Here is a 19,055-nt window from a genome sequence, read left to right on the forward strand (position 1 = left end):
CCGGAGGGGTGCCTGCAATCGGGTGACGTGTCCCTCTAAAGGTCGCCATGGGGCCCCGAGGGGCCTCCGTTCGGGGCAGTGAGTGAGCGGTATCGACCTGTTTGGTCGATATTGACCGATAGCGGGTCATCTGTGGATCCGCCGGTCCACCGATCACCCTTCACGGAGGAGGCAGGCCATGCGTTCAGCCACGCACGCCCGAGGGGCGGCCTGCGCGGTCGTGGTGGCGCTCGCCGCCACGGCCTGCGGGGGCGGCGGCGGCAGCGGGGGCGGCGGGGGCGAGAGCGGCGTGCTCAGCTCCTCCTGGGGCGACCCGCAGAACCCCCTGGAGCCGGCCAACACCAACGAAGTCCAGGGCGGCAAGGTCCTGGACATGATCTTCCGGGGTCTGAAGAAGTACGACCCGAAGACCGGCAAGGCCGAGGACATGCTCGCCCAGAAGATCGACACGAGCGACTCGCAGAACTTCACGATCACCCTCAAGGACGGCTGGACGTTCAGCAACGGCGAGAAGGTGACCGCCAAGTCGTTCGTCGACGCCTGGAACTACGGAGCGAGCCTCAAGAACAACCAGAAGAACGCCTACTTCTTCGGCTACATCCAGGGCTACGACAAGATCCACCCGGACACCGGCTCACAGAGCGCCGACACGCTCTCCGGTCTGAAGGTCGTCGACGACAAGACCTTCACCGTCGCGCTCAACCAGAAGTTCTCCAGCTTCCCCGACACCCTCGGCTACGCGGCCTTCGCCCCGCTGCCGCAGTCCTTCTTCACCGACCACGCCGGCTGGCTGGCGCAGCCGGTCGGCGACGGGCCGTACCGCATCGAGTCCTACACCAAGGGCTCGCAGATGTCCCTGAAGAAGTGGGACGGCTACCCCGGCGCCGACAAGGCGCAGAACGGCGGAGTGACCCTCAAGGTGTACACGGACAGCGACACCGCCTACACCGATCTCATCGCCGGCAACCTCGACCTCGTCGACGACGTTCCCGCGTCGCAGCTGAAGAACGTCAAGAGCGATCTCGGCAGCCGTTACATCAACACTCCGGCCGGCATCATCCAGACGCTCGCCTTCCCCTACTACGACAGCGCCTGGAGCAAGAGCGGAGCGGAGAAGGTCCGCACCGGCCTCTCCATGGCGATCAACCGCAAGCAGATCACCGACACCATCTTCCAGAACACCCGGACCCCCGCCACCGACTGGACCTCGCCGGTGCTCGGCGCGGACGGCGGCTTCAAGGAAGGGCTGTGCGGAAGCGCCTGCGACTACGACCCCGCCCAGGCCAAGAGGCTCATCCAGGAGGGCGGGGGGCTGCCCGGCGGTCAACTCAAGATCACGTACAACGCCGACACCGGCTCGCACAGGATGTGGGTGGACGCCGTGTGCAACTCGATCAACAACGCGCTGGGCAACGACAAGGCGTGTGTGGGAAACCCGGTCGGTACGTTCGCCGACTTCCGGAACCAGATCGGTCAGCACAAGATGACCGGACCGTTCCGCGCGGGCTGGCAGATGGACTACCCGCTCATCCAGAACTTCCTGCAGCCGCTCTACTACACCAACGCCTCCTCCAACGACGGCAAGTGGTCCAACAAGGACTTCGACAGACTCGTCGACCAGGCGAACGCCCAGACCGACACCGCCAAGGCCGTGTCCACCTTCCAGCAGGCCGAGGAAGTCGTCCGCGACAACATGGCCGCCATTCCGCTCTGGTACCAGAACGGCAGCGCCGGCTATTCCGAGCGGCTGTCGAACGTGGCTCTCAACCCGTTCAGCGTCCCCGTCTACAACGAGATCAAGGTCAGCTGAACCGGCATGGGACGCTACGTCGTCCGGCGGCTGCTCCAGATGATCCCGGTGTTCGTCGGGGCCACGCTGCTGATCTTCCTCATGGTCAACGTCATGGGCGACCCGATCGCGGGGCTGTGCGGTGAGCGGGCCTGCGATCCGGCGACCGCCGCCCAGCTGAAGAAGGAGTTCGGACTCGACAAGCCGGTGTGGCAGCAATACCTCACCTATATGGGGAACGTCTTCACCGGCGACTTCGGTACGGCGTTCAACGGGCAGCCGGTCACCGAGCTGATGTCCACCGCGTTCCCCGTCACCATCCGGCTGACGATCGTGGCCATCGTCTTCGAGATCGTCATCGGCATCACGCTGGGCGTGCTGACCGGACTGCGGCGCGGGCGGCCCGTCGACACCGGAGTGCTGCTGGCCACCCTGGTCGTCATCTCCGTGCCGACCTTCGTCACCGGTCTGCTGCTCCAGCTGCTGCTGGGGGTGGAGTGGGGATGGATCAAACCCTCCGTCTCCCCGGAGGCCACCTTCGGCGAGCTGATCGTGCCGGGGCTGGTGCTCGCCTCCGTGTCGCTGGCCTATGTCACCCGGCTGACCCGCACCTCCATCGCCGAGAACAGGCGGAGCGACTACGTCCGTACGGCTGTCGCCAAAGGGCTGCCCCGGCGCCGGGTCGTCGCACGGCACCTGCTGCGCAACTCGCTCATCCCCGTCGTCACCTTCATCGGCACCGACATCGGCGCGCTGATGGGCGGCGCGATCGTCACCGAGCGGATCTTCAACATCCACGGTGTCGGCTACCAGCTCTACCAGGGCATCCTGCGGCAGAACACCCAGACGGTGGTGGGTTTCGTGACCGTGCTGGTCCTGGTGTTCCTGGTGGCCAATCTCCTGGTGGACCTGCTCTACGCCGTACTCGACCCGAGGATCCGCTATGCCTGAGCAGCCGTTCGAGCAGGACCGGGCCATCGCCGGGACGGGCATGGGCGGTGCGATGGACCTGGCGGCGAGCGAGGCCGAGACGCTGGAGCGGACGCCGGGCGGACCGCTCGGCACCGGGCCCGCGGCCAAGCCCCGCTCGCTCTGGTCGGACGCCTGGCGGGACCTGCGGCGCAACCCCGTCTTCCTCGTCTCCGCCCTCGTCATCCTCTTCCTCGTCGTCATCTCCCTGTGGCCGTCCCTGATCGCCTCCGGCTCCCCCCTCAAGTGCGACCTCGCCAAGGCCCAGGAGGGCTCCCAGCCGGGCGCTCCCTTCGGCTACGACGGGCAGGGCTGCAACGTCTACACGCGGACCGTCTACGGCGCCCGTACGTCCGTCACGGTGGGCGTCTGCGCCACGCTCGGGGTCGCGCTGCTCGGGTCGGTGCTCGGCGGGCTCGCCGGGTTCTTCGGCGGCATCTGGGACTCGGTGCTGTCCCGGATCACCGACGTCTTCTTCGCGATCCCGGTCGTCCTCGGCGGTCTCGTCCTCCTCTCGGTGGTGACGAGCAATACGGTCTGGCCGGTCATCGGGTTCATGGTGCTGCTCGGCTGGCCGCAGATCTCCCGGATCGCCCGCGGCTCGGTGATCACCGCCAGGCAGAACGACTACGTCCAGGCCGCCCGCGCCCTCGGCGCCTCCAACTCGCGGATCCTGCTGCGGCACATCGCGCCCAACGCGGTGGCCCCCGTGATCGTCGTCGCGACCATCGCCCTCGGCACCTACATCGCCCTGGAGGCGACCCTGTCGTACCTCGGCGTCGGTCTGAAGCCGCCCAGCGTCTCCTGGGGCATCGACATCTCCGCCGCCTCCCCCTACATCCGCAACGCCCCGCACGCCCTGCTGTGGCCCTCCGGGGCCCTCGCGCTCACCGTCCTGGCCTTCATCATGCTCGGCGACGCGGTGCGCGACGCCCTCGACCCGAAGCTGAGGTGAGCGCCGCCGTGCTGCTCGAAGTGCGCGATCTGCACGTGGAGTTCCGGACGCGAGACGGGGTCGCCAAGGCGGTCAACGGCGTCTCGTACGCCGTCGACGCCGGGGAGACGCTGGCCGTGCTGGGCGAGTCGGGGTCGGGGAAGTCGGTGACCGCCCAGGCCGTGATGGGGATCCTGGACGTGCCGCCCGGGCGGATCGGCGGGGGCGAGATCCTCTTCCGGGGCCGCGACCTGCTGAAGCTGAAGGAAGAGGAGCGGCGGAAGATCCGGGGCGCCGAGATGGCGATGATCTTCCAGGACGCGCTGTCGGCGCTCAACCCGGTGCTGAGCGTGGGCGACCAGCTCGGCGAGATGTTCGTCGTGCACCGGGGGATGTCCAGGAAGGACGCCCGGGCCAGGGCCGTCGAGCTGATGGACCGGGTGCGGATCCCGGGCGCCGCCCAGCGGGTGCGGGACTATCCGCACCAGTTCTCCGGAGGCATGCGCCAGCGCATCATGATCGCCATGGCGCTGGCCCTGGAACCGGCGCTCATCATCGCCGACGAGCCGACCACCGCCCTGGACGTGACCGTGCAGGCCCAGGTCATGGACCTGCTCGCGGAGTTGCAGCGCGAGTACCACATGGGGCTGATCCTCATCACCCACGACCTGGGGGTGGTCGCCGACGTCGCCGACCGGATCGCCGTGATGTACGCGGGGCGGATCGTCGAGTCCGCGCCCGTGCACGACATCTACAAGGCGCCGGCCCACCCCTATACCCGCGGACTTCTGGACTCGATCCCGCGCCTCGACCAGAAGGGCCAGGAGCTCTACGCCATCAAGGGCCTGCCGCCCAACCTGATGAGCATCCCGCCGGGGTGCGCCTTCAACCCGCGCTGCCCGATGGCCCAGGACGTGTGCCGTACCGACGAGCCGCCGCTGTACGACGTGGATCAACACCGGGGCAGTGCCTGTCACTTCTGGAGGGAGTGCCTCAATGGTTGAGAGGGTGGTTGAGCCGATCCTGGAAGTGAGTGGACTGGTCAAGTACTACCCCTTGACCCAGGGCATCCTGTTCAAGAAGCAGATCGGGGCCGTCAAGGCCGTCGACGGTGTCGACTTCGTGCTCAACAAGGGAGAGACGCTCGGCATCGTCGGGGAGTCCGGCTGCGGCAAGTCGACGGTCGCCAAGATGCTCGTCAACCTCGAGCGGCCGACGGCGGGGTTGATCAAGTACAAGGGCGAGGACATCACCAGGTTGAGCGGGCGGGCGCTCAAGGCCGTCCGCCGCAACATCCAGATGGTCTTCCAGGACCCGTACACCTCACTCAACCCCCGCATGACCGTCGGCGACATCATCGGGGAGCCGTACGAGATCCATCCCGAGGCGGCTCCCAAGGGCGACCGGCGCAGACGGGTCCAGGAGCTGCTGGACGTCGTGGGGCTCAACCCGGAGTACATCAACCGCTATCCGCACCAGTTCTCCGGCGGCCAGCGGCAGCGCATCGGCATCGCCCGGGGGCTGGCGCTGCGCCCCGAGGTGATCGTCGCCGACGAACCGGTGTCCGCGCTCGACGTCTCCGTGCAGGCCCAGGTGATCAACCTGCTCGACCGGCTGCAGAACGACTTCGACCTGTCGTACGTCTTCATCGCCCACGACCTGTCGATCGTGCGGCACATCTCGGACCGGGTCGGGGTGATGTACCTCGGGCGGATCGTGGAGATCGGCAAGGACGAGGAGATCTACGACCATCCGACCCACCCCTACACGCAGGCCCTGCTCTCCGCGGTGCCGGTACCGGACCCGGAGGCGCGGGAGCACCGGGAGCGGATCATCCTGAGCGGGGACGTGCCGTCGCCGACGAACATTCCGTCGGGGTGCCGGTTCCGCACGAGGTGCTGGAAGGCCGAGGAGCGGTGTGCGGTGGAGGTGCCGTTGCTCGCGGTGCCCGCCGCTTTTCGGCTCGCGTCGGGGCCGGCCGCGCATGACTCCGCCTGCCACTTTGCGGAGGAGAAGCAGGTCGTGCCGCCGAACGATCTTGGTAACCCGGGTGCGTAACGGGGTGAATGTGTATCAATCGCGTTAACACGCAGGCAACTTCGCCGACCCGGTCTCGATATACGGACGCGGCACGCTTTTCAGCGTACGGCCGTGCGGGTGCCGTAAACGGGCCGGAGCGCGCCATGTCGCTCCGGCCCGTTGCCGTGTGCCGGTTGTGTGTGGCTGGTCGCGCAGTTCGCCGCGCCCCTAACGGGCCGCCAGGCCCAGAGACCTCCTCAGGAAGTCCAGCTGGAGCAGCAGCAGGTTCTCCGCCACCTGTTCCTGTGGGGTCATGTGCGTGACGCCCGACAGCGGGAGCACCTCGTGCGGGCGGCCCGCTGCCAGCAGGGCGCTGGAGAGGCGGAGGGAGTGGGCCACGACCACGTTGTCGTCCGCCAGGCCGTGGATGATCATCATCGGGCGGTGCGGCTCGGCGGCGTCGACCAGGCCGGCGTCGTCGATCACCGAGTTCCGGCGGTAGACCTCCGGCTGCTCGCCGGGGTGGCCGAGGTAGCGCTCCTGGTAGTGGGTGTCGTACAGGCGCAGGTCGGTCACCGGGGCGCCCACCACCGCAGCGTGGAAGACGTCCGGGCGGCGCAGGGCCGCGAGGGCGGCGAGGTAGCCGCCGAAGGACCAGCCGCGGATCGCCACCTTGGTCAGGTCGAGGGGGAAGTCGGCGGCGAGTGCCTGGAGGGCGTCGACCTGGTCCTGGAGGACGATCGCCGCGACGTCGTCCTTGATGGCCTTCTCCCAGGCGGGGGAGCGGCCCGGGGTGCCCCGGCCGTCGGCGACGATCACCGCGAAGCCCTGGTCGGCGAACCACTGGGAGGTCAGGTGGGCGTTGTGCGCGGCGACCACCCGCTGGCCGTGCGGACCCCCGTACGGGTCGAGCAAAACCGGAAGGGGTGTGTCCCCGTGGTAGTCCTGTGGCATAAGCACGGCGCACGGAATTCGGCGTGCGCCCCCCTCGGTGAGCGTCACACGCGGGGACAAACCGGGGTCTTCGGCGTACGACGTGACAGTCGCCAGATGCTTTCCGTCATGCAGGACCTGGGTGCGGGCGCCCGGGCGGTCCAGGGTGGCGGAGACCAGTACGGTCACGCCCCCGGCGCGCACCGCCGTATGCACGCCCGGCTCCTGCGACACGCGCTCCACGCCGAGCTCGTTCACACGGTAGACGTGAACCTCGCCGATCTCGGGGGACTCGGCCCCCTCGCCGGCGGACGCGGAAACCAGCACGTCATCGGCGGTCACGTCGAGAACCGCACGGATGTGCAACTGGGGTCCCGTGAGCGGCCGTTCACCCACCGCGAGCACCCGGGCGCCGCCCTCGTCGGCGATCCGGACCAGCTGTCCAGAGGGGCTCCAGCAGGGCACCCCGCCGAACAGTTCAAGCCATGTTGGATCTTCGTCGGCGTGCACCATCCGGGTCGCCCCCGACCTCGGGTCCACGGCCAGGAACAGCTGGCTGCGCTGGTCGCGCGCCTGTACGAGCAGGAGCGGGGCGCCTGCCTCTGACCAGTGCACATGCGCCACGTACGGATAGCGTGCCCGGTCCCAGGAGACCTCCGTGTGCTCCCCGTCGAGGCCGTGGACGAACAGGCGTACGTCCGCGTTCCCGGTGCCCGCCGCCGGGTAGGCGACATGATGTGGCTCACGCTCCGGGTGGGCGGGGTCGGCGATCCACCACCGCTGTACCGGCGTGTCGTCCACGCGCGCCACGAGCAGCCGGTCGGACTCCGGCGACCACCAGAAGCCCCGTGAACGCCCCATCTCCTCGGCCGCGATGAACTCGGCCAATCCGTAGGTGACCTGTTCCGACTCCGGCTCCGCGAGCGCCCGGTCGCCCTCGTTCTCGGCGCCCACTACCCGCAGGGCGCCCGCCGCGACGTACGCGACATGACGGCCGTCGGGGGACGGGCGCGGGTCGATCACCGGCCCGGGGACGGTGAGTTCACGTGTCGTACCGGCCCTGAGCTCGGCCGTGAAAAGCCGTCCTGACAAGGCGAAAGACGCCAACTCCAGGGCCGCGTCGGTGGCGTAGCCGACGATGCCGGCACCGCCCTCCCGGCTGCGTTCGCGACGTGCCCGCTCCTGGGGCGACAGATGCTCCTCGGCGCCGCCGAGCAGGGTGCGCGGGTCCGCAGCGAGGTGCTCCTCGCCGCTCGGTACGTCGAGGACCCAGAGGGAGTTGGCGCGGTCGGTGCCGGAACCGGAGCGCAGAAACGCCACGCGGGAGCCGTCGGGGGCCACGGTGAACGCGCGCGGCGCGCCGAGCGTGAAACGCTGGGTGCGGGCGTGCCGGCGGGGGAATGAGACAGCCTCGGTCGTCATCCCCCGACCATATTGGCCATGCGCCCCCTTGTGCGGCCGTGCGCCGAGCGATGCGCGAGCACGCATAGTTATGATCACTACCGCTGAGTGGGTATGAACCTGCTGGCGTGCGCATGGATTTGCTGTACCGATCTACAACGTGATCTACAACCCCCATAGTCCGAACCCCCCGCATCCCTGGGATCTTTGGAGGTGAGCCGCCGTGGCACTCTCGATTTCGGCGGTGGTGCTGCTGGCGATCATCGTCTTCTTGTTGATCAAGAAGTCAGGCCTGAAAGGCGGTCATGCGGTCGTCTGCATGCTGCTCGGTTTCTATCTCGCCTCCTCGACCATCGCGCCGACGATCAGCGATCTGACGACCAACGTCGCCAGCATGATCGGCAGCATCAAGTTCTGACCCCGGTCACTTTTCGCACCGGTCGACCCGGGCTGCGCGGCACTGTCGGTGTCGTTTCGTAGGGTGGGCACATGACGGAACTGCCCTCCCGGCGTCTGTTGCTCGTGCATGCGCACCCGGACGACGAGTCGATCAACAACGGCGTCACCATGGCCCGCTATGCGGCCCAGGGTGCCCATGTGACGCTGGTCACCTGCACCCTGGGCGAGGGTGGCGAGGTCATCCCGCCCGAGCTGCGGCATCTCACCGGCCCCGCGCTGGGCGAGTACCGGCTGGGGGAGCTCGCCGCGGCCATGCGCGAGGTCGGCGTGGCCGACTTCCGGCTGCTCGGCGGCCCCGGCCGCTACCGCGACTCCGGAATGATGGGCACGCCCGACAACGACGCGCCCGACTGCTTCTGGCAGGCCGACGTCGACGAGGCCGCCGGACACCTGGCCGAGGTCATCCTGGAGACCCGCCCGCAGGTCGTCGTCACGTACGACGACAACGGCGGGTACGGCCACCCGGACCACATCCAGGCGCACCGCGTCGCCATGAGAGCCGTCGAACTGGCCGCCGAGGCCGGTCACCGCATCCCCAAGGTCTACTGGAACCGCGTCCCGCGCACGGTCGCCGAGGCCGCCTTCGCCAGGCTCCAGGACGACCTGCCGGGGCTGCCCTTCGCCAAGTCCGCCGCCGTCGACGACGTACCGGGCGTGGTCGACGACCGCCGGGTCACCACGGAGATCGACGGCACCTCGTACGCCGGCGCGAAGGCCGCCGCGATGGCCGCCCACGCCACCCAGGTCGAGGTGGCACCGGACGGCGCCCGCTACTTCGTGCTCTCCAACGAGCTGGCCCAGCCCTTGTTCACCACGGAGTTCTACGAGTTGGCGGGCGGCGAGCCGGGCGCGGCGCGCGAGACCGATCTCTTCGCGGGCCTCGGGGAGGCGTCATGAGTTCCGGCGAACGCGGATCGATGCTCGCGCAACCGTTGCGGGCGCCCTCGGCCGGGCGGACCGCGGCCCTCGTCGGGCTGGTCCTGCTCGGGGCCGTGGTCGGCGCCGCGGGCGCCCTCGTCCAGGCCGGCTGGTTCCCGGGCGGGCTGCTGCTCGCCCTGGCCGGCGCCGCCGGGCTCTTCCTCGGCGGGGCCCGGGCCGTGGCGAGCCGCTCCGGAGCCGTCGCACCCGCGTTCGGCTGGGTCGTCGCCGTCATCTTCCTCACCGCCAGCAGACCGGAAGGTGACTTCCTGTTCGGCGCGGGCGGCGGGTCGTACCTCTTCCTGCTCGGCGGCATGGCGCTGGCTGTGATCTGCGCCACAACAGGTTTGGGGCGGCAACCCGAAGCGGGCGGCGCCCGACTTGGCAAGTGACGTACCACTTCGCCGTGGGGCGCCCGTGCGAGTCCGGTGTGGGTTTCCCCAGCGGTCATGGGATAAGCGTCAGAAGTGGCCAGTATGGTGGTGCGCGCCGCCGAGCCGTCCCAGCGAGGTCGTCACGGGCGGTGGAGCCAACCGGGAGAACCTGCCTTGAGTCGTGAAACTGACACTCCGTCCTCCGGGCCCGACGGGCGCGGTGGATCCGCATACCCCTCGGGCACGCCGCCGTACGGGACCCCCATGGCTTCCGACGACGGTACGGACGCGGCCCGTTCGGCCGCGCAGCCGGAGGAACGCAAGACCGAGACCACGCTGACGACCCGGATCCGGATCAACATCCCGGGCTCCCGGCCGATTCCGCCCGTGGTCGTCCGTACCCCCGTCGCGGACGTCGAGGGCGGCACGGCCGTCGGGGGCGGCAAGAGCGGTACGGGCGAGGAGACGGGCACGCACGCGCGCCCGGCGGGTGCCGCCACGCCCACCGGCAACGCCGAGCCGCCCGCCGCCGAACCGGCGCCCACCACCGACTGGTTCGCGCCACGCAAGTCCGGCCCCGCCAAGGGCGGACAGCGCGCCGGCGCCGCCAACGGGGCGGGTACACCCGGCGGTTCGCCCGCTGCTTCACCGAACGCTCCGGGTGCGGCGCGTCCGAACGGCGGCGGTGCCCCCCGCTCCGGCGCCGCGAACGGCGGCCGCCCCGGCGGTGTCGTCGGCTCCATGAGCGTGCCGGGCGCGTCCCGGCCCGGCGGGACCAACGGCGCGGGGCTGCCCGCGGGCGCGACCGGCGGCCCGGTGGCCCCCGGCCACGGCGGCGGCACCGGTTCCTTCGACGTGACCGAGGCGCTTGCCGCGGGTCCGCTCGGCGGCTCCCGGGGCGGCGCGACGGGTGGCGGCGACGCCCGCCGCGACGACCTGCCGTACTTCTCCGACAACGGCGGCCAGAACGGCGCCCAGGGCGGCCCCGGTGTGCCCGGCGGCGGCCCGGCGGGTCCCGGCGGCCCCAGCGGCTTCAGCGGCCCGGGCGGTCCCGGCGGTCTCGGCGGCCCGCAGGGCCCGGCGGGCCCCACCGGCGGCCCGGTCACCGGCGACGGCCCGTTCGTCCCGCCGGTCAACGGCGGCGAGCCCTTCGGCGGCCCGAGCGGTCCCGCGGGCCCCGGCGGCGGGCCTCGCGCCCGCAGCGCCCAGGCCCGGCCCGGCGCGCGCACCGCACCCGCCGGTCCCGGACTCGCCGTCCCCGGCGGCGGCCTGAGCGACGACACCGCGATCCTCACCCCGCAGAAGCCCGCCCCCGAACCGGGCACGCCCGGCTACGGCGCCCCGGCGGGCAACGTCTCCGGACACACCGTCACCAGCGGCATCCCGGTCGTGCCGCCGGGCGCCGACTCCCCCTTCGCGCCGGGCGCCCCCGGCACCGGGCCGCTGCCGCACACGCCCCCGAAGCTGCCCGAGCCGGTCTCGCCGCCCCCGGCCGAGGCCAAGGGCAAGGGCAAGGCGAAGGCCAAGAAGAAGCGCGGCAAGCTGCCCCTGCTCGGCGGCGTCGTGGTGGTGGCCGGCCTCGGCGTCTACGGCGCCGGGCTGCTCATGAACCACTCCGACGTGCCCAAGGGCACCACCGTGCTCGGCGTCGACATCGGCGGCGGCACCCGTGATGACGCCGTCAAGAAGCTCGACGACGTGTTCGGCAAGCGGGTGAACCAGCCGCTGAAGCTGTCCGTCGGCGGCAAGACCGTCTCGCTGCCGCCGGACCAGGCGGGCCTCCAGTTCGACATGCAGAACACCGTCGAGGCGGCCGCCAAGAGCGACTACAACCCGGTCTCCGTGATCGGCTCCCTGTTCGGCCAGAAGCGGGTCGTCGACCCGGTCATGCCGGTCGACGAGGAGAAGCTCCAGGCCGCCCTCAAGGACCTCGGCGGCAGCTCCGGCTCGGTCACCGAGGGCACGATCAAGTTCACCTCCGGCAAGGCCGTCGCGGTCTACGGCAAGGCGGGCAAGGGCATCGACGCGGCCGCCTCGATGAAGGCGGTCGAGCAGGCCTACCAGACCATGGTGGAGACCAACACCTCCTCCACGGTGACCGTCCCGACGACCACCGTGCAGCCGACGGTCTCCAAGGCGGAGGTCGACCGCGAGATGAAGGCGTTCGCGGAGCCGGCGATGTCGGGGCTGGTCACGGTCAAGACGGACACCGGCGTCCCGCTGCCGATGAGCCCGCAGAACTCCCTGTGGAAGTTCCTCCGGGTCAAGGCCGTCAACGGCAAGCTCGTCGACAGCCCCGACCTGAACGCGCTCAAGGAGCTCTACGGCAGCACCTTCGACGGCGTCAAGATCACCCGCGCCAGCGGCGAGAAGACGGCCGTCACCCCGCAGGACGTCTACGTCGCCCTGCGCCAGGCGTTGCTGAGCAAGACGAACCGGGTGGGTGTCATCAAGACGAACCCGAGCTAGTCGAACAACAACGAGAGAGGGCACCCGGTGATCACCGGGTGCCCTCTCTCGTTGTGTGTCATGGTCGAGGGCTGGTGCCAACTGCCGCTTAATTAACGAGAGTTGAGCTTATGGGCGGTGATACGGGGTCCCGGCTCGCTGCAAGATCCATCTCGTCGGCATTCGACTCGGACAGGAATCTGCATGCGCATGATCCGTCGCACCATGGTCTTCCTTTCCAGTCTGCTCATGCTCGCCGGAGCCGGTCTGTTCCTCGCGTCTCCGGCGCAGGCCGCCACCTCGTGCTCCGGTACCATCACCTACGACGCGACCGTCTCCCGTAGCGGGAGCGTCATAGGTGAGCTGGTCATCTACTACAACAGCAGCAACGGCGGCACCAACAGCGCCTGCTTCTACCATCGTGGAGTGTCCTACGGCGTTGCCGCTCCCACCGACGTCCAGATCCTTCGCTGCTCGCAGACGTCGGGCACGGGGAAGGTCTGCACCCCGACCCAAAACTCCCCTGTGGACAGCGGATCCTACTCGTACCAGGCGGGTCCTGTCGGCGTGACCGGCACGGCGAACTACTGTGTCGCGGCTGTCGGCGGAATCTGGTGGGGCGGTACGGAGTCCTACATCGAGAGCGGCACGCGAGGATGCTGATCAGCGTGTCCTGAGGAATGCGGCCAACGGGGCGCCCGGTGCTCACCGGGCGCCCCTTCGCGCATGTCAGGTGCTGCTCATGACATCTGTCATGCGGCTCTCCGGACGACCGGCACTGCCCCCGGCCAGGGACCCGCCGACAGCATGGAGGCATGACAACGACAGCGGCGACGACGGACACCGGGACCCCGGTGGTCGTCGGGTTCGACCAAGTGAGCAAGACCTACGGGAACGTGCGGGCCGTCGACGGGCTCTCGCTGCGGCTGCACCCGGGGGAGACCGTGGCCCTGCTCGGGCCGAACGGCGCGGGCAAGTCGACCACGCTCGACCTGCTGCTCGGCCTCAAGCAGGCCGACGCCGGCACGGTCAGCGTCTTCGGCCTGAGCCCGCGGGAGGCCATCGTCGCCGGACGCGTGGGCGCGATGCTGCAGAGCGGCGGCCTGATGGACGAGGTCACGGTCGCCGAGCTCGTCAAGCTCGCCTGCCAGCTGCACCCCAAGCCCTACAAGGTCACCGACGTCCTCGCCCGCGCGGGCATCTCGCAGATCGCCGACCGCAAGGTCAACAAGCTCTCCGGCGGCCAGTCCCAGCGCGTCCGCTTCGCCCTCGCCACCGCCGGCGACAGTGACCTGATCGTCCTGGACGAGCCGACCACCGGCATGGACGTCTCCGCCCGCCAGGCGTTCTGGGCCACCATGCGCGAACAGGCCGACCAGGGCCGTACGGTCCTGTTCGCCACCCACTACCTCGAAGAGGCCGACGCCATCGCCGACCGGGTGCTGGTACTGCACCGGGGACGGCTGCTGGCCGACGGGACGGCCGCCGAGATCAAGGCGAAGGCGGGGGCGAGGAGGATCTCCTTCGACCTGGAGGGCGAGATCGACGAGGCCCCGCTGCGGGCCCTGCCCTTCCTCACCGCCGTCGACGTGAGCGGCCAGACCATCCGCATGCAGTCGTCCGACGCCGACGCCACCGTCCACGCCCTGTACGGCCTCGGTGTCTACCCCCGCAACCTCGAAGTCGCCGGGCTCGGTCTGGAGCAGGCCTTCGTCGCCATCACGGAGGCCGAGGAGGCCAAGGAGGTCACGCAGTCATGAACGCCCTGATCAAGCTGGAGCTCGCCCGCGCCCTGCGCAACCGCAAGTTCCTGTTCTTCTCGGTGATCTACCCCTCGATCATCTTCCTGCTGGTCGCCAGCCAGGGCGGCACCGGCGACACCGTCGACAACTCCGGCCTGTCCGTCGCCGCCTACGTCATGGTCTCCATGGCCTCCTTCGGCGCCCTCACCGCCGTCCTGATGGGCAACAGCGAGCGCATCGCCAAGGAGCGCGAGAGCGGCTGGGTACGGCAGCTGCGGCTGACCACGCTGCCCGGCCGCGGCTACGTCCTCGCCAAGACCGCCGGCGCGGCCGTGGTGAGCCTGCCGTCCATCGTGGTCGTCTTCCTGATCGCCGCTTCCGTGAAGCACGTACGCCTCGAGGCCTGGCAGTGGTTCGCGCTCACCGGCGCGATCTGGGCCGGCAGCCTGGTCTTCGCCGCGCTCGGCGTCGCCATCGGGTACCTGGCGAGCGGCGACGCGGTCCGCCCGATCACGATGATCACCTACTTCGGCCTGTCGATCCTCGGCGGCCTGTGGTGGCCGTCCTCCTCCTTCCCGACCTGGCTCCAGGACATCGCGAAGTGGCTGCCCACGCACGCGTACGCTGCACTGGGACGGGCCATCGAGCAGAGCCAGGCCCCGCACGCCCAGGACATCGCCATCCTCGTCGTCTTCTTCGCCCTGTTCGTCGGCGGCGCGGCCTGGCTGTACCGGAAGGACACGCTGAAGGCGTGAGCACGATGACGGAAGACCTGCGGCCCGGCGACGAGGCCAGGGCGGACCGGCTGGTGCGGATCGGCCAGCCGCCCCGCAGCCGGGGCGAGGCGATGCGCAAGCTGGTGTGGGTCCTGCCCTGGCTGGTCTTCCTCGCCTCCCCGGCGCAGGATCTGGCCTCCGGCCACCACACCATCGGGGCGACGGCGGTCGGCTGGGCGGGCCTGACGGCCTTCGTCGGGATCTACCTGACCATCGTCTTCCGCCAGATGGGCCGGCCCTTCCGCGGCGGGGCCGTCGCCGCCGCGGTCGCCGTGGAGTGGACGCTCGCGGTCGTCCTCGCGTTCGGCTTCGGCAGCTCCTGGCTCGGACTGTTCGTGTACGTCTCCGTGATGTGCGGAGTCACCTTCCCGCTGCGGGTCGCGTACTGGACGATCCCGCTGACCACCGCCGCGATGATGCTCGCGGGCTGGCACGCCCACGACATGGACGAGGCCTGGGGCCTGTTCCTGGTGGTCCTCCTGGTCGGCTACTCCATGACCGGCATCCGGCAACTCGTCGCCACCACCATCGAGTTGCGCAAGGCCCGCGCCACCGTCGCCCAACTGGCCGCCAACGAGGAGCGGTTGCGCCTCGCCCGCGACCTGCACGACCTGCTGGGCCACTCTCTCTCCCTGATCACCCTGAAGAGCGAGCTGGCCGGCCGGATGCTCCCCGACCACCCCGACAAGGCGGCCCAGCAGGTCTCCGACATCGAACAGGTCAGCCGGCAGGCCCTGGTGGACGTCCGGGAGGCGGTCACCGGCTACCGGCGGCCCCGGCTCGCCGCCGAACTGGCCGGCGCCCAGGTCGCCCTGACCGCCGCCGCGGTCACCGCCGAGGTCCCGGCCGACCCCGACCTCGCCGGCGTGCCCGACGAGGGCGAGGCGGCCCTCGCCTGGGCGCTGCGCGAGGCGATCACCAACGTCGTACGGCACAGCGGCGCGAGCGCCTGCACGGTGGAGCTGCTGCGCCGTCAGACCCTGGACGGTCCGGTCCTCGAACTCGCCGTGGAGGACAACGGTTCGGGCGGTTCGGGCAAGGGCCCGGGCAACGGGCTCACCGGGCTCACCGAGCGCCTGGAGAAGGCGGGCGGCACGCTGGAGGCGGGCCGCCTGAAGCATGGCTTCCGGCTGGTCGCCCGGGTCCCGCTCGACTCCGGCAGGGCCGTAGGATCCGGGGCATGAGCAGCACGATCAAGGTCCTCCTCGCCGAGGACCAGTCGATGGTCCGCGAGGCGCTCGCCGCCCTGCTGGGCCTGGAGGACGACATCGAGGTCGTCGCTCAAGTGGCCCGCGGCGACGAGGTGCTGGCCGCGGCGAAGGCGAACGACATCGATGTGGCCCTGCTCGACATCGAGATGCCGGGCTGCACCGGCATCGAGGCGGCGGCCCAGCTCCACAAGGCGCTGCCGACCGTGAAACTGGTCGTCCTCACCACCTTCGGGCGCCCCGGCTACCTGCGCAGCGCGATGGAGGCGGGTGCCGACGCGTTCCTCGTCAAGGACGCCCCCGCCGCCCAGCTCGCCGAGGCCGTCCGCAAGGTCCTCGCCGGCGAACGCGTCATCGACCCCACCCTCGCGGCAGCGGCCCTCGCCGAGGGCGCCAACCCCCTGACCGACCGCGAACGCGAGGTCCTCCGCGCGGCGGCCGACGGCTCCACCAACGCGGAACTGGCGACAGCGCTGCACCTCTCCCAGGGCACGGTGCGGAACTACCTCTCGACGGCGATCCAGAAGCTCGCGGTACGGAACAGGGCGGAAGCGGTGCGGATCGCGCGGGAGAAGGGCTGGCTGTAGGGGGAGCCCTCCCCCTGGAAGTCTCCTCAGTTCAGCCGGGCCCGCGCCGCCCGCGCCTCCCCCCGTACCTTCTCCGCCGCCCCCTCGTCGACCACGTCGATCAACCCGGCGTACTTCTCCAACTCCTCGGCCCCGTCGACGAACTCGCCCCGCTCCACCAGCAACCGCGCCCGCTCGTACCGCAGCCGCGCCGGATGCGACGGCAGCAGCAGGGACAGGTCGACCGCCCACAGGCCCACGTCCGACCGCTCCGGGCGGGCCGCGGCCCACGCCCGTACGTTGTTGAGGATCCGCCGTACGACGTCGAGGGGGTCGGCCGGCTCCAGCATCGCCGGTTCCAGCGGCACTCCCGCCGCCCCCACCACCAGCAGCTCCGCGTCCGCGCCGGTCAGCACCCGCCCGCCGTCGAACGGATCGGCCAGCACCTGCTCCTCGGCCGCCCCGAACCCGACCACGAAGTGTCCCGGCAGCGCGACCCCGTACACCGGCGCCCCGGCCCGCCGCGTGACCTCCAGCCACACGACGGACAGCAGGATCGGCAGCCCGCGCCGGCGCCGCAGCACCTCGTGCAGCAGCGAGGACTCCAGCCGCTGGTAGTCCGGGGCGGTGCCCCGGAAACCGAACCGTTCGCCCAGCACCCGGTGCGCCGCCGTGGCCCACGCGTGCGGCCCGCCCGGCCGGTACGGCAGCTGCCCGGCCAGCCGGTCCAGTTCCATCTGCGCCGCGTCGATCCCGGCCTCGTCCAGCGAGCCGTCGGCCGCCGCGCCCAGCAGCAGGCACAGCGCGGCCAGATCGGGCCGCTCGGACCGTGCCTCCTCGGCGAACCGCCGTCGTACCTCGGCGGCCCGCGCCGGTGACGGCGGACATGGATGCGGCTGACCGGAAGCCATAGCTGTTTCGTGCCCCTTCGGAATGATCGGTACCGCCTCGCCTCCCGGATTCAGGAGCCGTCCGCCCCCGGCGCCCGGTAGTGGTGGTACGTGTGATGCGCCGCGAAGCCCAGCCGCCCGTACAGCGCCCGCGCTCCCGCGTTGTCCGTCTCCACCTGCAGCCAGGCCGCCGACGCGCCCTCCGCCAGCGCCCGGCGCGCGAGCGCGGCCATGACCTCGGTGGCCAGCCCCCGCCGCCGCAGCCCCGGATCCACCTCGACGGCGGCGAACCCGGCCCACCGGCCGTCCACCACCAGCCGGCCGATCGCCGCCGGGGCACCTTCCCCGGCCGCCGGCACGGTCGCGAACCACACCGACGGCCCGCTCCCCAGCACCTTCAACGCAACCTCGCTCACGCCCTTGCGCTGGTAGCGCGCCAGCCAGTCCTCGCCGGCCGCCCGGGAGAGCAGCACCCCGGCGCCCTCCGCCCGGTCCGCCACCGGCGCCAGCTCCCCGGTCCACAGCCCGGCGCTCACCTCACGCAGCCATCCGCGGCGCTCCAGCTCCGCGCAGAGCAGCTCCTGGGTACCCTCGGCACCGGTCGCGGTCTGCACGTACGCGGGCAGCCCCCGCTCGCCGTACCACCGCCGTACGGCCGCCAGCGCTGCGTCCAGCGGCATCCCGGGGTCACCGAGCGGCAGCACGCTGTTCGCCCGCCGTGTGAACCCCGCGGCGGCCCGCAGCTCCCACTCGCCGAGCCGCTCGCTCTCCACCGGCCGCCAGCTGCGCGAGGCGACACGCGCGAGTTCCCGGTAGGTCGCCGCGGGCCCCCGGCGGCGTGCCGGAGCAGTTGTCACGTGGCGCGAAGCGCCTCCTTGAGGGGCGGCGGTCGGGTGGCGGGCGGGAACCACCTTCGCGGCGACCAGCGCGGACTCCGGTATCCGGACGGTCCCGCCGTCCCGCCGTGTGATCGTCAGCATGCCGTCGTCGTCCCATGATGTGAGAACACCCACCGTGTCGGTGAACTTCTCCCCGGTGTCGACATTTCCGGTCAAACGGCGCACAGATACCCGTTTGCCCACGTCAGCAGCGGTGATACGGACCTCGAAGCGTCCTGCGGCAGAGATTTCCACTGGTCAGTTCACCCCTCCTGTTCGGATCATGCCCAGGAACGGAGATACTAGAGGCGGGCATCGACGACGCCGCGCTCCCGCGCGCCAGGCGGCGGAGCCTACGGAGGCCCGCCAGCGCCCAATCGAGGAGGAACGACAGCGTGACCTACGTCATCGCGCAGCCTTGTGTCGACGTGAAGGACAAGGCGTGCATCGAGGAGTGCCCGGTCGACTGCATCTACGAGGGCCAGCGGTCCTTGTACATCCACCCGGACGAATGCGTCGACTGCGGAGCCTGTGAGCCGGTCTGCCCGGTCGAGGCGATCTTCTACGAGGACGACACCCCGGAGGAGTGGAAGGACTACTACAAGGCCAACGTCGAGTTCTTCGACGACCTCGGCTCCCCGGGCGGCGCCAGCAAGCTGGGCCTGATCGAGCGCGATCACCCGTTCATCGCCGCGCTGCCCCCGCAGGCCGAGTAGTCCGCACCGGCGGCCCGCCGCAACACCGTGCCGCC

18 protein-coding genes are annotated in these 19,055 nt (G+C 70.6%); 15 read left to right on the plus strand and 3 right to left on the minus strand.

The window, feature by feature from the left end; genetic code table 11:
* Positions 1-178 precede the first annotated feature (178 nt).
* From ACFY6U_RS40915 to ACFY6U_RS40935, 5 genes are read left to right on the plus strand one after another with little or no spacing between them, the layout of a single operon-like run.
* On the plus strand, positions 179-1,810 hold the full coding sequence (locus ACFY6U_RS40915) for an ABC transporter substrate-binding protein (protein WP_390046647.1): 1,632 nt from the start codon (positions 179-181) through the stop codon (positions 1,808-1,810).
* Between the two features lie 6 nt (positions 1,811-1,816).
* Positions 1,817-2,740, plus strand: coding sequence for an ABC transporter permease (locus ACFY6U_RS40920; RefSeq protein ID WP_390046649.1), 924 nt, complete (start codon positions 1,817-1,819; stop codon positions 2,738-2,740).
* Complete coding sequence (locus tag ACFY6U_RS40925) at positions 2,733-3,713, plus strand: ABC transporter permease (protein ID WP_390046651.1); 981 nt, start codon at positions 2,733-2,735, stop codon at positions 3,711-3,713. Before ACFY6U_RS40920 ends, ACFY6U_RS40925 begins: the two co-directional genes overlap by 8 nt.
* A gap of 8 nt (positions 3,714-3,721) precedes the next feature.
* Positions 3,722-4,696 (plus strand): ABC transporter ATP-binding protein, encoded by a 975-nt coding sequence (locus ACFY6U_RS40930; protein ID WP_390046653.1) that lies wholly within the window; start codon positions 3,722-3,724, stop codon positions 4,694-4,696.
* Complete coding sequence (locus ACFY6U_RS40935; RefSeq protein WP_390046655.1) at positions 4,689-5,750, plus strand: ABC transporter ATP-binding protein; 1,062 nt, start codon at positions 4,689-4,691, stop codon at positions 5,748-5,750. The genes ACFY6U_RS40930 and ACFY6U_RS40935 overlap by 8 nt, the downstream gene beginning before the upstream one ends.
* A gap of 189 nt (positions 5,751-5,939) precedes the next feature.
* On the opposite strand, the gene ACFY6U_RS40940 is transcribed toward ACFY6U_RS40935, so the two are convergent.
* The gene (locus ACFY6U_RS40940; RefSeq protein WP_390046657.1) at positions 5,940-8,066 is read right to left on the minus strand and encodes a prolyl oligopeptidase family serine peptidase; all 2,127 of its coding nucleotides are present in this window, start codon (positions 8,064-8,066) and stop codon (positions 5,940-5,942) included.
* A 202-nt stretch (positions 8,067-8,268) separates the two neighbouring features.
* Between ACFY6U_RS40940 and ACFY6U_RS40945 the strand changes: the two genes are divergently transcribed.
* The 9 genes from ACFY6U_RS40945 (at position 8,269) to ACFY6U_RS40985 (ending at position 16,557) form a co-directional block, all read left to right on the plus strand.
* Positions 8,269-8,463 (plus strand): hypothetical protein, encoded by a 195-nt coding sequence (locus ACFY6U_RS40945; RefSeq protein ID WP_089098958.1) that lies wholly within the window; start codon positions 8,269-8,271, stop codon positions 8,461-8,463.
* Between the two features lie 71 nt (positions 8,464-8,534).
* The gene (gene mshB, locus ACFY6U_RS40950; RefSeq protein WP_390046659.1) at positions 8,535-9,401 is read left to right on the plus strand and encodes an N-acetyl-1-D-myo-inositol-2-amino-2-deoxy-alpha-D-glucopyranoside deacetylase; all 867 of its coding nucleotides are present in this window, start codon (positions 8,535-8,537) and stop codon (positions 9,399-9,401) included.
* Positions 9,398-9,814 (plus strand): DUF6113 family protein, encoded by a 417-nt coding sequence (locus ACFY6U_RS40955; protein ID WP_390046661.1) that lies wholly within the window; start codon positions 9,398-9,400, stop codon positions 9,812-9,814. The genes mshB and ACFY6U_RS40955 overlap by 4 nt, the downstream gene beginning before the upstream one ends.
* A gap of 156 nt (positions 9,815-9,970) precedes the next feature.
* A complete protein-coding gene (locus ACFY6U_RS40960; RefSeq protein ID WP_390046663.1) occupies positions 9,971-12,265 on the plus strand; it encodes a peptidoglycan binding domain-containing protein in 2,295 nt (764 codons plus the stop codon).
* A gap of 183 nt (positions 12,266-12,448) precedes the next feature.
* On the plus strand, positions 12,449-12,907 hold the full coding sequence (locus ACFY6U_RS40965; protein ID WP_390046665.1) for a hypothetical protein: 459 nt from the start codon (positions 12,449-12,451) through the stop codon (positions 12,905-12,907).
* Positions 12,908-13,059: 152 nt separating this feature from the next.
* Positions 13,060-14,004, plus strand: a complete 945-nt coding sequence (locus ACFY6U_RS40970; RefSeq protein WP_390046667.1) for an ABC transporter ATP-binding protein — start codon at positions 13,060-13,062, stop codon at positions 14,002-14,004.
* Positions 14,001-14,741, plus strand: a complete 741-nt coding sequence (locus tag ACFY6U_RS40975; protein WP_390046669.1) for an ABC transporter permease — start codon at positions 14,001-14,003, stop codon at positions 14,739-14,741. Before ACFY6U_RS40970 ends, ACFY6U_RS40975 begins: the two co-directional genes overlap by 4 nt.
* Before the next feature lie 5 nt (positions 14,742-14,746).
* Positions 14,747-15,946: a sensor histidine kinase gene (locus ACFY6U_RS40980; protein WP_390046786.1), complete on the plus strand. Its 1,200-nt coding sequence runs from the start codon at positions 14,747-14,749 to the stop codon at positions 15,944-15,946.
* Positions 15,943-16,557: a response regulator gene (locus ACFY6U_RS40985; RefSeq protein WP_390046671.1), complete on the plus strand. Its 615-nt coding sequence runs from the start codon at positions 15,943-15,945 to the stop codon at positions 16,555-16,557. Before ACFY6U_RS40980 ends, ACFY6U_RS40985 begins: the two co-directional genes overlap by 4 nt.
* Positions 16,558-16,583: 26 nt before the next feature.
* Here ACFY6U_RS40985 and ACFY6U_RS40990 read toward each other — a convergent pair whose 3' ends face one another.
* Both ACFY6U_RS40990 and ACFY6U_RS40995 read right to left on the minus strand, forming a co-directional pair.
* Positions 16,584-17,447, minus strand: coding sequence for a transglutaminase-like domain-containing protein (locus tag ACFY6U_RS40990; protein WP_390046673.1), 864 nt, complete (start codon positions 17,445-17,447; stop codon positions 16,584-16,586).
* Between the two features lie 50 nt (positions 17,448-17,497).
* Positions 17,498-18,559, minus strand: coding sequence for a GNAT family N-acetyltransferase (locus ACFY6U_RS40995; protein ID WP_390046675.1), 1,062 nt, complete (start codon positions 18,557-18,559; stop codon positions 17,498-17,500).
* Between the two features lie 140 nt (positions 18,560-18,699).
* On the opposite strand from ACFY6U_RS40995, the gene fdxA reads away from it, so the two are divergent.
* Positions 18,700-19,020: a ferredoxin gene (fdxA, locus tag ACFY6U_RS41000; protein WP_089098949.1), complete on the plus strand. Its 321-nt coding sequence runs from the start codon at positions 18,700-18,702 to the stop codon at positions 19,018-19,020.
* Positions 19,021-19,055: the final 35 nt, after the last annotated feature.

The organism is Streptomyces sp. NPDC013157 (assembly GCF_042899865.1).
Lineage (GTDB): Bacteria > Actinomycetota > Actinomycetes > Streptomycetales > Streptomycetaceae > Streptomyces.

Coding starts and splice junctions, on each gene's coding strand:
- ACFY6U_RS40920 (WP_390046649.1), top strand. CDS start 1,817: ATGGGACGCTACGTCGTCCGGCGGCTGCTCCAGATGATCCCGGTGTTC.
- ACFY6U_RS40970 (WP_390046667.1), top strand. CDS start 13,060: ATGACAACGACAGCGGCGACGACGGACACCGGGACCCCGGTGGTCGTC.
- ACFY6U_RS40975 (WP_390046669.1), top strand. CDS start 14,001: ATGAACGCCCTGATCAAGCTGGAGCTCGCCCGCGCCCTGCGCAACCGC.
- ACFY6U_RS40980 (WP_390046786.1), top strand. CDS start 14,747: ATGACGGAAGACCTGCGGCCCGGCGACGAGGCCAGGGCGGACCGGCTG.
- mshB (WP_390046659.1), top strand. CDS start 8,535: ATGACGGAACTGCCCTCCCGGCGTCTGTTGCTCGTGCATGCGCACCCG.
- ACFY6U_RS40940 (WP_390046657.1), bottom strand. CDS start 8,066: ATGACGACCGAGGCTGTCTCATTCCCCCGCCGGCACGCCCGCACCCAG.
- ACFY6U_RS40915 (WP_390046647.1), top strand. CDS start 179: ATGCGTTCAGCCACGCACGCCCGAGGGGCGGCCTGCGCGGTCGTGGTG.
- ACFY6U_RS40955 (WP_390046661.1), top strand. CDS start 9,398: ATGAGTTCCGGCGAACGCGGATCGATGCTCGCGCAACCGTTGCGGGCG.
- ACFY6U_RS40965 (WP_390046665.1), top strand. CDS start 12,449: ATGCGCATGATCCGTCGCACCATGGTCTTCCTTTCCAGTCTGCTCATG.
- ACFY6U_RS40990 (WP_390046673.1), bottom strand. CDS start 17,447: ATGGCTTCCGGTCAGCCGCATCCATGTCCGCCGTCACCGGCGCGGGCC.
- ACFY6U_RS40925 (WP_390046651.1), top strand. CDS start 2,733: ATGCCTGAGCAGCCGTTCGAGCAGGACCGGGCCATCGCCGGGACGGGC.
- ACFY6U_RS40935 (WP_390046655.1), top strand. CDS start 4,689: ATGGTTGAGAGGGTGGTTGAGCCGATCCTGGAAGTGAGTGGACTGGTC.
- ACFY6U_RS40985 (WP_390046671.1), top strand. CDS start 15,943: ATGAGCAGCACGATCAAGGTCCTCCTCGCCGAGGACCAGTCGATGGTC.